This window comes from Xanthomonas citri pv. citri (assembly GCF_000961215.1).
Taxonomy (GTDB): Bacteria; Pseudomonadota; Gammaproteobacteria; order Xanthomonadales; family Xanthomonadaceae; genus Xanthomonas; species Xanthomonas cissicola.
The window spans coordinates 32,349-47,557 of the sequence record NZ_CP008998.1 but is presented as its reverse complement, the minus strand read 5'-3'; the positions used below and the strand labels follow the sequence as shown (position 1 = coordinate 47,557).

Below are 15,209 nucleotides of genomic sequence, written 5' to 3'. Positions count from 1 at the left end.
TTTGGTACTTGCTGCGCAATGTGCGTTGCCTCGGGTCACTCGACGTTGCGCTACTGCGCCGGCACCAGGTCGAAGATCTGTTCGGTTGCCGCATCCACCGCAGCGCGCGTATACAGCAGCGGGAAGTAGCTGCCGTTTAGCCAGAGCGGTGCGAGGTCGCGATAGTGCGGGCTGGCCGGGTCGCCGGACTGGCCTGGGAAATTCATGGCGCGCGCGTTGTCCCAGTTGCTCAGGTCGATGATCAGGCGTGCGGACGGGCCGATGGTCTGGCGAAAGTCGGCAGGGTCGTAGCTGGATTGATTGGGCGTGTACGGGCTACCGCCCTTGGCAAACGGGCCGACATCGAGCAAGGCGCGGTCGGCACCGGCCACCGCGCTCATCGCATGCGCGATCTTGTTGGTATGCAAGTTGCCCCACTGCCACTGCCTGGTATCGGGGCCTTGCAGGGAGCCCAATGCGTGATACGCGTTGCGCAACGACTCCAGCAGCAGTTGGTCGCGGCGTGCGGCCGGAGTGGCGCCGAACGCCGCGCCGGGATGTTCCAGCGCATCCAGCATGGCCGCAGCATCCGGCGCGCCGAAGCTGGCGGCTTCCGATGGGCGCAATCGCAACGCCTTGTAGGCATCGCCGAGATAGCGACTGAACCAGACTTCCTCCAGCGCGGCTGCGGCAGACGCGGCGCTGGCGTCGCCATTCCAGGGACGCAGCAACGCGAGCGCGGCGCTGGTGTCAGGGTCGTGCGACTGCAGCGGTTGCAGCAACGCGACCAGGCGCTGCGCGGGCAACGAGACCTGATCGTTCTGCAACTTTTCCGAATCCTCCAACCTTGGCTTGGGCAGCTGCGAAAGCACCTGGATGATGCGCGCATGGCGTGCGTCGTTGGCCCACTCGAAACCGAGTTTGCGCTGCGCAACCGGATCGTCGCGGGGCAGATTCATTTCGTTGGACGTGGTGATGAAGCCGGCTTTGGGATTCTCCGACCACGGCAATGCGGTGCTGATACAGAAACAGCCGCGCGGCACGATCCTGCGCCACATAGGTTGGCCCGAACGCTTCCGACAGGTGGCCCAGGCCTTTGCGACGCAGCAGATCCAGCTGAACCAAGCGGTCGCGCGCCACATTGAAGCCTTGCACGAAGAACGCGTCGTTGTCGGTCTTTGCATAGAGGTGCGCCACGCCCCAGCGGTCAATGCGGATCTGCGCCGGCTGCCCGAGACCTGCCACCGTCAGGGTGGCCTGGTTGGGTGCGGCCGCTGCACGCCCAGCTGTCGGCGCCAGCGCAGTGCGGGGCGGCGCGCTGCCCGGAGGCGCTGGCATCGCAAGCCAATGCCTGTGCGCCAGCGTTGTGCAGCGTACCCCGGCGCGCAGACGAGCGCCGCCAACTAGCGGCGATGTCTGTTTCTGAAAGGCTGTGGCGCAGCATCTTCATGCCATCCCGACAACGCCACCTTCACGCTTGCGGCATTCTTGCCCTGGAGATTCCCGATGATCCGTATCCTCGCCCCACTCGCTGCCGCTGCGTTGTTGTCGGCCTGTGCCTCCAACCAGGTCGCGCAGATACAGCCCATCGATGGCGCCATCTCCGGCCAGTGCCATAGCGACAAGGTGCGTGGTGCGGTAGGTCTGGCGGCAGCCGCGCAGACCATCGAACGTGCGCGCGTGGATAGCGACAGCCAGACGGTCATCGTCCGTCGCGGCGAGCGCGCAACCGGTGGCACCACCGCCAGCGGCCTGGCCGATCCGGCCCAGGGCGCCAGCGAAAGCGGCGGCGATCAGCTCACCATCGAAACCGGCCCGAACAACAGCATCACGGCGATCTATTGCGGTTGATTGTTGCGACTCGGGATTCGGGAAAGCATTGCGGATTTCCGGCTCCCGGGTCTGCCGTTGCATTGACTGACAACGATATCGAGCGATCGCCGGCGGGCGTGGACCGCCGGCAGCGCGGCGTGCGCAGTACATCGCACCGAGCAGCGGCAGCGCTCATCTGCTGGCAAGCGCAGTGGTCGTTGACGGCAATTCTACGGATTCCGCTTCTATGCGGACTTCCGCTTCGACGCCGGCTTTGCCTGTGCCTTGAGCTTGCTACGCGAAGCGCTCAAGAACCTCAGCGTGGCCGCTTCCCACTGGCGCTCGCCACGCACACCGGTGGCCATGGCCTGCAGCTGGCCCGCACGCCAGCCTTCGAAGACGCATGGGTCGATGTAGGCCTTGCGACACACCGAGGGCGTGTTGCCCAAGGCATCGGCTACCTCACGGATGACATCGTTCTGCACCTGCGTCAACGCGCGTTCGCTGCTACGCTCGGGCAATGGCAGGCGTGCCAGCCGCTGCAATGCAGCCAAGGTGCCGCCCCAGGTGCGGAAATCCTTGGCGGTGAAGTCTTCGCCCATCGCCTCGCGTAGATAGTCGTTGACCTCACCCGAATCCACCGGCTGCAACTGGCCATCGTCGTCGCGGTACTGGAACAGCGATTGCCCCGGCAGCTGCTGGCATTGCCGGATCAGTTTGACCAGCTGCTTGTCGTCCACTTCGATATCGTGGTCCTGGCCGCTCTTGCCGCGGAACTTCAGCCGCGCGCGTCCGCCTTTCAGAAATTCCATGTGCCGGTTGCGCAGTGTGGTCAGTCCGTACGAACGATTGCTGCGCGCGTATTCGGCATTGCCGACGCGCACCAGGGTGTCGGCCAGCAACGCCACCACGATCGCCAACACCTTTTCGCGTGGAAATCCCGGCAGCAGCAGATCGCGACGCAACCGCCGCCGCAGTTTGGGCAGCGCGGTGCCGAAGGCGATCACGCGTTCGAACTTGCCTTCGCCACGCACGAGCGCCCAATCGGCGTGATAGCGGTATTGCTTGCGCCGCCGCGCATCGCGCCCGGTGGCCTGCAGATGGCCATTGGGCTTGGCGCAGATCCACACTTCGGTATAGGCCGGCGGAATCGCCAGCGAACGGATGCGCTGCAAGGTCTCGGCATCGGCAATGCGTTGCCCGTCGGCATCGCGGTAACTGAAGCTCTTGCCGGCCTTGCGGCGGCTGATGCCGGGCTGTTGATCGTTGACATAGGTCAGCCCGGCCGCTCGCGCGGTCGCCTTGGCCTGCGCCACCGCTGCCGCGCTTGCCACGGCGGCTGTGGCGACAGCCGCGCCGGTGGCGACCGCCGCGAGCTTGCCGGCGGTACTGGCGGCCACTGTGGCATTGCGAAGAACACGTTTTGCTTTCATTGCGCACAGGTCGAAGGACTGGCCGCGATTGTTGGGTGCAGCAAGACTAGGCTGCGTCAACGCAGCGACAACGCCGTGTGCGCAAGCCATGCCCGTCGCGTGACTTTGTGCTTATGCTTGCGCGTCCCCCTTTGCTGGAGTCATCGATGCGCGCTGTCCTGCCTATTGCCCGCCTGGCTTGCACCCTGGTTGTGCTGACTGCATTGACTGCCTGCAACAAACCGCAACCCGATGAGCAGGAAGCCGTCACCGCCAAGGCCCAGCACGCGGCCGAACAAGCCTCTGCGCCCGCGCCGGATGCAGCGCCGGAAGCGCCGCCGATCGGCAGCTGCGATGCCACCCAGGTGCAATCGCTGGTGGGCCAGCCGTTGACCGATGCGGTGGGCGAACAGGCACGCAGCGACGCCGGCGCCAAGTCGGTGCGTGTGCTCAAGCCCGGCCAGATGACCACCATGGAATTCAATGGCGAACGGCTCAATCTGGAAGTGGACGCCAAGAACGTGATCAGCTCGGTGCGCTGCGGCTGAGACGGCGTTGGCGCCTGTCGCAAGACCGGCGCCAAGCCTTCTGGCACAAGGGATTGCAGTGTTTCTCGTTGCAGCTGTAACGGTATATTGCGGCACCGCATCAACTGTGGTCTAGTCGATCATCCGGTGACCTCTTCGAACGCTCCACGGATCGAGCGCTGCAACGTCGTCGCCGCTCTCCTAAGATCGCAAAGAGGCAGACATGGCCCCCCGCACTCGCCAAGGGCTCAACGACGACGGTCTCTACAACAGCGTGCGCGACGAGCGCGACGCCTGTGGTTTTGGCATGGTCGCCCAGTTGGACGACCAACCTTCCCGCGCGCTGGTGGATACCGCGATTGCGGCGCTCTCGCGCATGACCCACCGCGGCGGTGTCGCCGCCGACGGGCTCACTGGCGATGGCTGCGGCCTGCTGATTCGCAAACCCGATGCGTTCTTGCGCGGGCTGGCGCGCGATGCCGGCATCACCCTGGGCACGCGCTACGCAGCCGGTGTGGTGTTCCTGCCGCTGGACGAAGCCGATGCTGCGCGATGTCGGGCCGAACTGGAAGCGCAGCTGCACAACGCCGGCGTGCACTTCCGCGGCTGGCGCGTGGTGCCCACCGATGACAGCGTGTGCGGCCAGCTGGCACGCGATACCTTGCCGCGCATGGAACAGGTCTTTGTCGATGCCGGTGCCGAACAGACCGAAGACGGCTTCACCCTGGCGCTGTTCCTGGCACGCCGGCGCGCCGAGCAGGCGCTGCATGCGGTCGAACATTTCTACGTCACCACCCTCTCGCCCAACGGCATCAGCTACAAGGGCATGGTGCTGCCGGACAAGCTGAGCACGTTCTACCCGGACCTGCAGCGCAGCGATCTGTCCTCCAGCGCAATTGTCTTCCACCAGCGTTTTTCCACCAACACGCTGCCGCGCTGGCCGCTGGCGCATCCGTTCCGGCTGCTCGCGCACAACGGGGAAATCAACACCATCGAAGGCAACCGGCGCTGGGCGCAGGCGCGCAGCAAGGTATGGCAGACCCCGCGCTTCGACATCGCGCAGTTCGATCCGGTGATCTCCATGCACGGCTCCGATTCGCAGAGCCTGGACAACATGCTGGAGTTGCTGATCGCCGGTGGCATGGACCTGCTGCAGGCGTTGCGCATCCTGGTGCCGCCGGCCACCCAATCGCTGGAGTTCAAGGACGCCGATCTGGCCGCGTTCTACGAGTTCTACGGCCTCAACACCGAACCGTGGGACGGCCCGGCCGGCATCGTCGCCTGCGACAGCCGCTACGCGGCCTGCATGCTCGACCGCAACGGCCTGCGCCCGGCGCGCTGGATGCTGACCTCCGACCGCCACTTCCTGGTGGCATCCGAAGCCGGCGTGTGGGAGCTGCCGGCCGAGCGCATCACCCGCAAGGGCAAGCTGGGCCCGGGCGAGATGATGGCGATCGACCTCAAGCGCGGCGACCTGCTCGATTCCGATGCCATCGACCGCATCAACCGTGCGCGCGCCCCGTACAAGCAATGGCTGCAGCAGGGCGTGACCTATCTGCAGACCGAATTGATCGACCCCTCGCTGGTGGAGGAGCCCTTCAGCGAGCAGACCCTGCGCAGCTATCACAAGCTGTTCCAGCTCAGCACCGAGGAAGTGGAACAGGTGCTGCGCCCGCTGGCAGAAACCGAGCAGGAAGCCACCGGCTCGATGGGCGACGACACCCCGATGGCGGTGCTCAGCCGCCAGACCCGGCCGTTGTACGACTACTTCCGCCAGGCGTTCGCGCAGGTCACCAACCCGCCGATCGACCCGCTGCGCGAAGGCATCGCGATGTCGCTGACCACCCAGCTCGGCAGGGAGACCAACATCTTCCATGCCGGTGCGGAGACGGTGAACCACGTCATCCTCAATTCGCCGGTGCTCAGCCAGCGCAAACTGCGCCAGCTGCTGAAGATGGAGCAGTACGTCGAGCGCAACCGCCTGATCGACCTGTCCTATAGCCTGGAAGAAGGCCTCAAGGCCGGGCTGGAACGCATCTGCCAGGAGGTGGAAGCCGCAGCGCGCGCCGGTGCGGTGATGCTGCTGCTGTCCGACCGCTACCCGGTGCCGGACCGGCCGATGGCGCATGCGCTGCTGGCCACCGGCGCGGTGCATCACCACCTGTGCAAGGTGGGCCTGCGCTGCGACGTCAACCTGATCATCGAGACCGGCACCGCGCGCGACCCGCACCACATGGCCTGCCTGCTCGGCGTCGGCGCCACCGCGGTGTACCCGTACCTGGCCTACCAGACCCTGTTCGACCTGGGCCGGCGCGGCATCCTGCAGCTGAGCAAGGGCGGTGAGCAGTCGCAGATCGGCCGCCGCTACCGCAAGGGCATCTACAAGGGCCTGTCCAAGATCATCTCCAAGATGGGCATCTGCACCATCGCCAGCTACCGCGGCGCGCAGCTGTTCGAGATCGTCGGGCTGGACCCGGACGTGGTGGACCTGTGCTTTGCCGACACCCCGGCGCGGATCGGCGGCGTGGACCTGGCGCGGCTGGACACCGAGGCGCGCGAGCTGACCGTGCGTGCCTGGAACGACCAGCTCAAGCCGGAGGTGGGCGGCCTGCTCAAGTACGTGCACGGCGGCGAGTACCACATGTACAACCCCGACGTGGTCATGACGCTGCAGCGTGCCACCCGTACCGGCGATGCCGGCGACTGGCAGAAATACGTGGACGCGGTGCATGCGCGCCCGGCCTCCACGCTGCGCGACCTGGTGCAGCTCAAGCGCGCCGACACCCCCACTCCGCTAGATGACGTGGCACCGGCCGAGGACGTCCTGCGGCGGTTCGACAGCGCCGCCATCAGCCTGGGCGCGTTGTCGCCGGAAGCGCACGAAGCGCTGGCGATCGCGATGAACCGCCTGGGCGGGCGCAGCAATTCCGGCGAAGGCGGCGAAGACCCGGCCCGCTATGGCACCGAGAAGCGCTCCAAGATCAAGCAGGTGGCCTCCGGCCGCTTCGGCGTGACTCCCGAATATCTGGTCAACGCCGAAGTGCTGCAGATCAAGGTCGCCCAGGGCGCCAAGCCCGGCGAAGGCGGCCAGCTGCCCGGCCACAAGGTCAACGAGCTGATCGCCCGGCTGCGCTACGCCAAGCCCGGCATCGGCCTGATCAGCCCGCCACCGCATCACGACATCTATTCGATCGAAGACCTGGCCCAGCTGATCTACGACCTCAAGCAGGTCAACCCGACCGCGCTGGTGTCGGTGAAGCTGGTGGCGCATGCCGGCGTCGGCACGATTGCCGCCGGCGTGGTCAAGGCTGGCGCCGATCTGATCACCGTGTCCGGCCATGACGGCGGCACCGGTGCCAGCCCGGTCAGCTCGATCCGCTATGCCGGCGTGCCGTGGGAACTGGGCGTGGCCGAGTCGCACCAGGCATTGGTGGCCAACGACCTGCGCGAGCGCACCATCCTGCAGACCGATGGCGGCCTGAAGACCGGCCTGGACGTGGTCAAGGCCGCGCTGCTCGGTGCCGACAGTTTCGGCTTCGGCACCGCGCCGATGATCGTGCTGGGCTGCAAATACCTGCGCATCTGCCACCTCAACAACTGCGCCACCGGCGTGGCCACCCAGGACGAGCGCCTGCGCGCCGGCTATTTCACCGGCCTGCCGGAACGGGTGGAGCACTTCTTCCGCCTGCTGGCCGAAGAGGTGCGCCAGTGGCTGTCGTATCTGGGCGTGCGCTCGCTGGACGAGATCGTCGGCCGCACCGACCTGCTGGAACAGCTGGACATCTCGCCGCGCCCGGGCGTCAAGGTCGACCTCTCGCGCCTGCTCACCCATGCGCAGTACGACGGCAGCCACTGCGCCGCCCAGCGCCTGTACGAATCGCCAGACAGCCTGGCTACGCAGATGGACGGCTTGCTGGCCGATGCGATCGCCAACAAGAGTGGCGGCGACCATCGCTTCCTGATCCACAACACCGACCGCTCGATCGGCGCGCGCCTGTCCGGCGCGATTGCGCGGGCGCACGGCAACCACGGCATGAGCGATGCGCCACTGAACTTGCGCTTCCGCGGCACTGCCGGGCAGAGCTTTGGCGCGTTCAACGCCGGTGGCCTGCAGCTGGAACTGGAAGGCGAAGCCAACGACTACGTCGGCAAGGGCATGGCCGGCGGCCGCCTGGTGGTGCGTCCGCCACGCGGCGCGCGCTTCGAGGCACGCAACACGCCGATCGTCGGCAACACCTGCCTGTACGGCGCCACCGGCGGCGAGCTGTTCGCCGCCGGCCGCGCCGGCGAGCGCTTTGCGGTGCGCAACTCCGGCGCACTGGCGGTGGTGGAAGGCGCTGGCGACCACTGCTGCGAATACATGACCGACGGGGTGGTGCTGGTGCTGGGCAAGGTCGGCCTGAACTTCGGCGCCGGCTTCACCGGCGGGCTGGCCTACGTGCTGGATATCGAGCGCGACTTCGTGGACCGCTACAACCACGAGTTGATCGACATCCACCGCGTCTCGGCCGAAGGTTTCGAGAACCATCGCCAGCACCTGCACACCTTGATCAGCCGGCATCGCGAACTCACCGGCAGCATCTGGGCGCAGCAGATCCTGGACGAATTCCGCGACTACATCGGCAAGTTCTGGCTGGTCAAACCCAAGGCCGCCAGCATCGAGTCGCTGACGGAGTCGCTGCGGCGCGCCGCGTGAGTCTTGCTCCCCTCTCCCGCCCGCGCGAGAGGGGCTGGGGGTGAGGGCAGCGGCCTGCCCCCCTCATCCGCCCCTTCGGGGCACCTTCTCCCGCACGCGGGAGAAGCGAATCAGCTACGGATTTCTTTATGAGCCGCAAACAAGCCTTCCAATTCCTCGACCTGCCCCGGACCATGCCCACGCGCATTCCGGTGGAACTGCGCACGTCCGGCGACTGGGGCGAGTTGTACGGCAGGTTCGACAAGGCCGACGCGCAATACCAGGCCGGCCGTTGCCTGGACTGCGGTAATCCGTATTGCAGCTGGAAATGCCCGGTGCACAACGCCATCCCGCAATGGCTGCAGCTGGTGCAGGAAGACCGCATCATCGAGGCCGCCGCGTTGTGCCATTCGACCAACCCGCTGCCGGAAGTGTGCGGGCGGGTGTGTCCGCAGGACCGCCTGTGCGAAGGCAGCTGCACGCTGGAAGAATTCGGCGCGGTCACCATCGGCGCGGTGGAGAAATACATCGTCGACACCGCCTTCAAGATGGGCTGGCGCCCGGACCTGGGCAACGTGCAGGCCAGCGGCCACCGTGTGGCGGTGATCGGCGCCGGCCCGGCCGGCCTGGCGTGTGCGGACCGCCTGGCGCGCGCCGGTATCGAAGCGGTGGTGTACGACCGCTATGAGCAGATCGGCGGCCTGCTGCAGTTCGGCATCCCCAGCTTCAAGCTGGACAAATCGGTGATCGGCAAGCGCCGCGAGATCCTCGAAGGCATGGGCGTGCAGTTCCGCCTGGGCGTGGAGGTCGGCCGCGACGTCAGCATCGAGCAGTTGCTGGGCGAATACGACGCAGTGTTCTTAGGGACCGGCGCGTATCGCTACACCGACGGCGGCCTGCCCGGGCAGGACCTGAAGAACGTGCTGCCGGCCCTGCCGTTCCTGGTGCAGAACAGCCGCATCGTCAGCGGCAACGACCCGCACGGCCGGCCGATCGCTGGCTGGGAAGACCAGCTCGCCCTGCCCGACCTCACCGGCAAGCGCGTGGTGGTGCTGGGCGGTGGCGACACCGGCATGGACTGCGTGCGCAGCGCCATTCGTCTGGGCGCAGCCAAGGTCACCTGCGCGTATCGCCGCGACGAAGCCAGCATGCCCGGCTCGGCACGCGAGGTTGCCAACGCACGCGAAGAAGGCGTGCGCTTCCTGTTCAACCGCCAACCGCTGTCGATCGAATCCGGCGCCGACGACGAAGCCATCGGCGTGACCGTAGTGGAAACCAAGCTGGGCGAACCCGACGCCAGCGGCCGCCGCAATGCGGTGCCGGTGGAAGGCAGCGAATCGCTGCTGGAAGCGGACGTGGTGATCATCGCCTTCGGCTTCTCGCCTACCCTGCCCGACTGGTTGGCCTCGCAAGGCGTGGACGCCGGCAGCAATGGCCGCATCGTCGCCCCGTCCGACGGCAACGGCCGCCTGCCCTACCAGACCACCAACCCGCGCCTGTTCGCCGGCGGCGACTGCGTGCGCGGCGCCGATCTGGTGGTGACCGCAGTAGCCGAAGGCCGCGATGCGGCGGGAAGCATCGTGCAGCTGCTCGGGGTCAAAGCGCAGGTCAAGGAGCCGGCTGCGGCGTAGCCGTCGTGGGTGCACAAGATATGAGATTGCAGGTACCAGAGCAGGCCGTAGCGCTCATTTCCCTCTGACTTCCTTGCAACCGTCGCCAGACTCGATCTGGCTAATCGGATCTCGCGCTAACGATCGTGCAACTCACCAATCGGATACGGATCTGATTGTATTCGGCTCAGAAGCATTTATTCGCGCTGCAATAGCGCAAATAGCACAGCCGCAGGATGTGGATTGTTTGGTCGTATTCAACGGCGATGACTATCGAGGCCCCTGGCAAGAAAAAAGCGGATCACTTAGCAGACTCGAGTGGCGACAGATTGATGCCGACTCGGCACGGTACATCGGCACCAAGTGGATGCCGGACGGCGAGTCCTCGCGAGAGTTTGGTGCTCTTATGGGAGACCTCGTTGATCGTGAAGAACTCGCCATTAGGCTTTGGCCGTAAGCGCATCAAGCTGCGCTGGTAACAAACTGCCGCGCGCCACCGCCTGCGTCTAACAACAACGCAAGCGGTGGCATTTCATACATTTGATGCAATCTTGATCAAGCCGCCTGATCCAAGGTCGCCATATCGATCACGAAGCGGTACTTCACGTCGCTCTTGAGCATGCGCTCGTAGGCCTCGTTGATCTGGTCGGCGCGGATGGTTTCGATGTCCGAGACGATGTTGTGCTTGGCGCAGAAATCCAGCATTTCCTGGGTCTGGCGGATGCCGCCGATCAGCGAACCGGCCAGCGTGCGGCGCTTCATCACCAGGTTGAACACCGCCGGCGACGGGTGCGACTGCTCGGGCACGCCGACCAGCACAATGGCGCCATCGCGCTTGAGCGCGTTGAGGAACGGGTCCAGGTTATGCGGCGCGGCCACGGTGTTGAGGATGAAATCCAGGGTGTTGTACTGCGCGGCCATCTGCGCTTCGTCCTTGGAAATCACCACTTCGCTGGCGCCCAGGCGCAGCGCATCGGCGCGCTTGCTTTCGGAGGTGGTGAACAGCACCACGGTAGCGCCCATCGCCTTGGCGATCTTCACCGCCATATGGCCCAGGCCGCCGAGACCGACCACGCCCACCTTCTGGCCCGGGCCTACCTTCCAGTGCGCCAGCGGCGAATAGGTGGTGATGCCGGCGCACAGCAGCGGTGCCACCGCGGCCAGGTTGTCGCTGTGGGTGATGCGCAGCACGTACTTCTGGTCGACCACGATATGGTCGGAATAGCCGCCGTAGGTGTTCTCGCCGCCGCCGAACATCGGCCCGTTGTAGGTGCCGGTGAAGCCGGCTTCGCAATACTGTTCTTCGCCTTCCTGGCAGGAGGCGCAGCTGCGGCAGCTGTCGACCATGCAGCCAACACCGGCCAGGTCGCCGACCTTGAAGCCGGTGACCGCATTGCCCACCGCCGTGACGCGGCCGACGATCTCGTGGCCGGGCACCGAGGGGTACAGCGTGTTGTGCCATTCGTTGCGTGCGGTATGCAGGTCCGAGTGACACACGCCACAGTAGGCGATGTCGATCTGCACGTCGTTGGGGCCGGGCGCACGGCGTTCGAACACGAATGGGGCAAGTGGTTGATCGGCGGCCTGGGCAGCGTAGGCGTGGGCTGTGCTCATGGGAAAACTCCGGGGTGTTGCGTCGTCGGCAAGCTGCGCCAACAACGGAAAAGAAGGATCGCTAGCTTAAAACGCGCAGATGTCGCACTCCTGCGACAGTGCGTCTTACCTGGTCTCTTGCGAACGCGAGCGCAGCGGCATGATGCGCCTTGCGCGTGTTCGCAGGCGGTCAAATCCAGACCTTGCGCGTGAATGGCGCGCTAACGTGCGAGCTCATAGGCTCACGCAGCAGCAGATGGCGCTGCACCATCTGCGCTGGCCGTGCCCTCCCCCGCGGCTGCCCACGTCGATGCCGAAGGAGACTTCCATGTTCCGCACTCCACCGTACTTTCCCCGCCTGCGCATCGCCGCGCTCGCGTTGACCTTGCTCGCCGCCGGTCCGTTGGCCCAGGCCAAGGAGCCGCCCGGCCCCAGGAGGGAAACCGCCGGCCTGAAGTATGTTGGCGTCAATCTGTCCGGTGCCGAGTTCAACTCGCGCAAGAAACCCGGCACCTTGTTCAAGGACTACACCTATCCTGCCGCCTCGGACTTCAGCTATTTCGCCGGCAAGGGCATGAATACGATCCGATTGCCGTTCCTGTGGGAACGCGTGCAGCCCGAGCTCAATGGCCCGCTGGACCAGGCCCAATTGGGGCTGATCAAGAAGTCGCTCGAGGCAGCCAAGGCCAACAAGCAATACCTGATCCTGGATCTGCACAACTATGCCACGTACAGCGGCAAGCGCATCGGCACCAGCGACGTGCCGGCCGGCGCGTTGGCCGATCTGTGGCGCCGGCTGGCGCTGGAGTTCAAGGACGACAAGGCGGTGATCTTCGGGCTGATGAACGAGCCCAATGGCATTTCCGCGCCCGACTGGGCCAATGCCGCGCAGGGGACGATCACTGCGATCCGCAAGACCGGCGCGAAGAATCTGATCCTGGTGCCGGGCACCGCCTACACCGGCGCACACAGCTGGCGCAGCACCAGCTACGGCGTCTCCAACGCAAAGGCGCTGGAAATCCTCAAGGACCCGGGTAACAACCTTGCCTTCGAAGCGCATCAATACCTGGATAAGGACTACAGCGGCACCAAGCCGGTATGCACCAGCGATTCGGTAGGCCAAGAAAAGCTGCAGGGCTTCACCTCGTGGCTGCGCGAGAACAAGCAGAAGGGCTTCCTGGGCGAATTCGCCACGGCCAACAATCCGGTCTGCGACAAGGCGCTGGAAGGCATGCTGACCTACATGGAAAAGAACAGCGACGTGTGGCTGGGCTGGACCTGGTGGGCGGCGGGCGCGTGGTGGAAGCCGGACTATCCCTTCACCGTGCAACCGGGCAAGGACGGCAGCGACAAGCCGCAGATGGCGATCCTGAGCAAGTACGCACGCCGCGCCGGCAAGTAAGCAGCGGCGCAGGCAGAAGGTGGTCGCAACCAGTGTTGCGGCCACCTTTTTTATGTCCATTGCGGTGCACCGCGTTGGAGGACAGGCTGCTTCGGAGAAGAGCAGGCCGCCGCTAGCTCGCCGTGGGCGGCGCAGAAGGCAGAAGCAATCCCGCGCCAGCTCAAACGCTTCCGATTGCCGATGTGCGCTCTTCGATGGCGTGCGACAGCCCGGCATCGAGCGCTTGCCATGTCTTCCCTGCACTTGTGCAAGCTGCGGTGCACAGCGGCCGTCTCGACGACGCGCTGACGTAACGCGCTCGCACCAGTGCATGGGCGACGCGCAAGCGATCTCATCCGGTATCGCGCCACCGCGATTGCGCGCGCCACCTGCGCTTTGTCTGCCGCTGTGGCTGGCACTGCCCGACGACAGCATTGCCGATCAGGCAGTCCATCGCGATGAACAGATAAGCGCTTCAGCGCAGAGGCTTTGCACGCAACGCAGCTGCATTCGCCTGCGATGCGCAGCACGCCATGGCGCAGGTCATGGTGTGCCACTGGTTTGAAGCGTGCGCAAACGGTGCGGTGCGTTCGGGCCATGCGTGCGCGCTCTAACACAAGAACTGCGTGTCACTGCACAGCTTGGCCGATTGATCCCTCTCAGCCGTAGTTTGTGCGGGCGTATACGCCTAGTCTGGTGATGGACGCGTTGCTGTCGTACATCGAACGAGCTCATACCCGTCTCGGCACGTCGTCCTTGCACAGGTCTCTCGCACGCAGAAGTCTCAGGAGTTCCCCCATGAAATCCCTCACCACGCATACGCGCCGGCTGCGTTGCCGCGCGCTGTCTTTCCTATTGCTGGCCGCCATGCCCCTCGCGCAGGCGCAAAGCGCCACCGGCCTGAAGTATGCAGGCGTCAATCTTTCTGGCGCCGAGATCAAATCCTCGCAAAAGCCCGGCGTGCTCAACATCGACTACCGTTATCCGGCGGCCGATGAATACGCCTACTTCGCCGGCAAGCACATGAACACCGTGCGCCTGCCGATCCTGTGGGAACGTCTGCAGCCAAGGGCGGGGGGCGAGCTGGACCCGGCCCAGCTGGCGTTGATCCGGCAGGCGGTCGCCAACGCCAAGGCGGCCAAAATGTACGTGATCGTGGATGTGCACAACTACGCCAAGTATTACGGCCACACCATCGGCAGCACGAAAGTGCCGATCAGCACCTTCAACGATCTATGGCGACGGCTGGCGATCGCCTTCAAGAGCGACAACGCCGTGATCTTCGGGCTGATGAATGAGCCTTACGACATCGATCCGCAAGCGTGGGCGACGGCCGCGCAGGCGTCCATCGACACCATTCGTAAAACCGGCGCCACCAATCTGATTCTGGTACCGGGTGCGTTGTGGACAGGCGCGCATAGCTGGTACTCCACGGTGGCCGGGCAATCCAATGCAGTGGCGATGGCATCCATTCGCGACCCGCTCAATCGTTATGCCATCGAAGCGCATCAATATTTGGATGCCGATTCCAGCGGCACCAGCGGTGGTTGCGTCAGCGCCACGGTCGGGGTCGAACGGCTGCGCAGCTTCACCGAGTGGCTGCGTCTGAACAAAAAACGCGGGTTTCTCGCCGAATTCGGCACCGGCAATACGGTCACCTGCAATCTCGCGCTCAACGGCATGTTGGGCTACATGGAATCCAACAGCGATGTGTGGATGGGCTGGTCCTGGTGGGCGGCAGGCGCATGGTGGAGTGGGGCGTATCCGTTCAACGTGCAACCGGATGCGCAAGGGCGCGACAAGCCGCAGATGTCGATATTGAGCCCACGTGCGCGCCGGATTACCGATTAAGCGCGACCAACACGCCTAGCGAGCAGTCGTCAGGTGGACGTGGATGGCGCAGAAACCACAACGTCCGCGTGGTCCATGCCACGCGCCTGCCGCGCCAGCCTGATGGCTGCACGCCGGTGTTTCAGCTGTTGTTCCGCAACGACCGCGCTAGTCAAGGCGAGTGCGGGCGCGGCCAAGCAATCGTCACCACACATCACTCTTCTATCCGGTCGTGAGCGCGCGCTTTCTACTGGACTGAGCATTCCGCTATTGGGCCGCTTTTTCCTCGTACTTTCAGGGGAAAGATCGATGCAGCCTATGCACGCTCCCTGGGCGGCGCTTTAAATGCGGCATAGCGTCATAGACATGACGTCATGCCACTGACGGCAG

At 65.1% G+C, this 15,209-nt stretch carries 9 protein-coding genes, 1 other RNA gene and 3 pseudogenes; 8 read left to right on the top strand and 5 right to left on the bottom strand.

All coding sequences use genetic code 11. The features are described from left to right. Positions 1-50: 50 nt before the first annotated feature. Together AMD14_RS00670 and AMD14_RS25620 are read right to left on the bottom strand one after the other, a co-directional pair. A pseudogene (locus AMD14_RS00670) lies at positions 51-1,007 on the bottom strand (penicillin acylase family protein); the annotation flags it as partial. Between the two features lie 51 nt (positions 1,008-1,058). Next, a pseudogene (locus tag AMD14_RS25620) lies at positions 1,059-1,317 on the bottom strand (penicillin acylase family protein); the annotation flags it as partial. 168 nt (positions 1,318-1,485) lie between these two features. Here AMD14_RS25620 and AMD14_RS00665 point away from each other — a divergent pair. Beyond that, a complete protein-coding gene (locus tag AMD14_RS00665; protein ID WP_003482129.1) occupies positions 1,486-1,830 on the top strand; it encodes a hypothetical protein in 345 nt (114 codons plus the stop codon). 206 nt (positions 1,831-2,036) lie between these two features. Here the strand turns inward: AMD14_RS00665 and AMD14_RS00660 are convergent, their stop codons facing one another. Continuing rightward, a complete protein-coding gene (locus AMD14_RS00660; protein ID WP_040107544.1) occupies positions 2,037-3,314 on the bottom strand; it encodes a DNA topoisomerase IB in 1,278 nt (425 codons plus the stop codon). Between the two features lie 56 nt (positions 3,315-3,370). Between AMD14_RS00660 and AMD14_RS00655 the strand changes: the two genes are divergently transcribed. The 4 genes from AMD14_RS00655 (at position 3,371) to AMD14_RS25615 (ending at position 10,472) form a co-directional block, all read left to right on the top strand. After that, positions 3,371-3,751 (top strand): I78 family peptidase inhibitor, encoded by a 381-nt coding sequence (locus tag AMD14_RS00655; RefSeq protein WP_003482133.1) that lies wholly within the window; start codon positions 3,371-3,373, stop codon positions 3,749-3,751. 202 nt (positions 3,752-3,953) lie between these two features. Then, positions 3,954-8,426 carry a glutamate synthase large subunit gene (gltB, locus tag AMD14_RS00650; protein WP_011050037.1) on the top strand — a complete coding sequence of 1,491 codons (4,473 nt, stop codon included), beginning with the start codon at positions 3,954-3,956 and terminating at the stop codon, positions 8,424-8,426. 128 nt (positions 8,427-8,554) lie between these two features. After that, positions 8,555-10,036 carry an FAD-dependent oxidoreductase gene (locus AMD14_RS00645; RefSeq protein ID WP_011050036.1) on the top strand — a complete coding sequence of 494 codons (1,482 nt, stop codon included), beginning with the start codon at positions 8,555-8,557 and terminating at the stop codon, positions 10,034-10,036. Beyond that, complete coding sequence (locus AMD14_RS25615; RefSeq protein ID WP_108722294.1) at positions 9,969-10,472, top strand: nucleotidyltransferase domain-containing protein; 504 nt, start codon at positions 9,969-9,971, stop codon at positions 10,470-10,472. Before AMD14_RS00645 ends, AMD14_RS25615 begins: the two co-directional genes overlap by 68 nt. A gap of 98 nt (positions 10,473-10,570) precedes the next feature. Here the strand turns inward: AMD14_RS25615 and AMD14_RS00640 are convergent, their stop codons facing one another. Continuing rightward, a complete protein-coding gene (locus tag AMD14_RS00640; protein WP_011050035.1) occupies positions 10,571-11,629 on the bottom strand; it encodes an NAD(P)-dependent alcohol dehydrogenase in 1,059 nt (352 codons plus the stop codon). 307 nt (positions 11,630-11,936) lie between these two features. Between AMD14_RS00640 and AMD14_RS00635 the strand changes: the two genes are divergently transcribed. From AMD14_RS00635 to AMD14_RS00630, 3 genes and pseudogenes are all read left to right on the top strand, one after another. After that, the gene (locus AMD14_RS00635) at positions 11,937-13,010 is read left to right on the top strand and encodes a glycoside hydrolase family 5 protein (RefSeq protein ID WP_011050034.1); all 1,074 of its coding nucleotides are present in this window, start codon (positions 11,937-11,939) and stop codon (positions 13,008-13,010) included. A gap of 315 nt (positions 13,011-13,325) precedes the next feature. Then, positions 13,326-13,658: pseudogene (locus tag AMD14_RS25610) on the top strand (hypothetical protein); the annotation flags it as partial. Between the two features lie 129 nt (positions 13,659-13,787). Then, positions 13,788-14,840 (top strand): glycoside hydrolase family 5 protein, encoded by a 1,053-nt coding sequence (locus tag AMD14_RS00630; protein WP_011050033.1) that lies wholly within the window; start codon positions 13,788-13,790, stop codon positions 14,838-14,840. Between the two features lie 4 nt (positions 14,841-14,844). On the opposite strand, the gene AMD14_RS22505 is transcribed toward AMD14_RS00630, so the two are convergent. After that, positions 14,845-14,917, bottom strand: a non-coding RNA gene (locus tag AMD14_RS22505) — sX9 sRNA. Between the last annotated feature and the right edge of the window lie 292 nt (positions 14,918-15,209).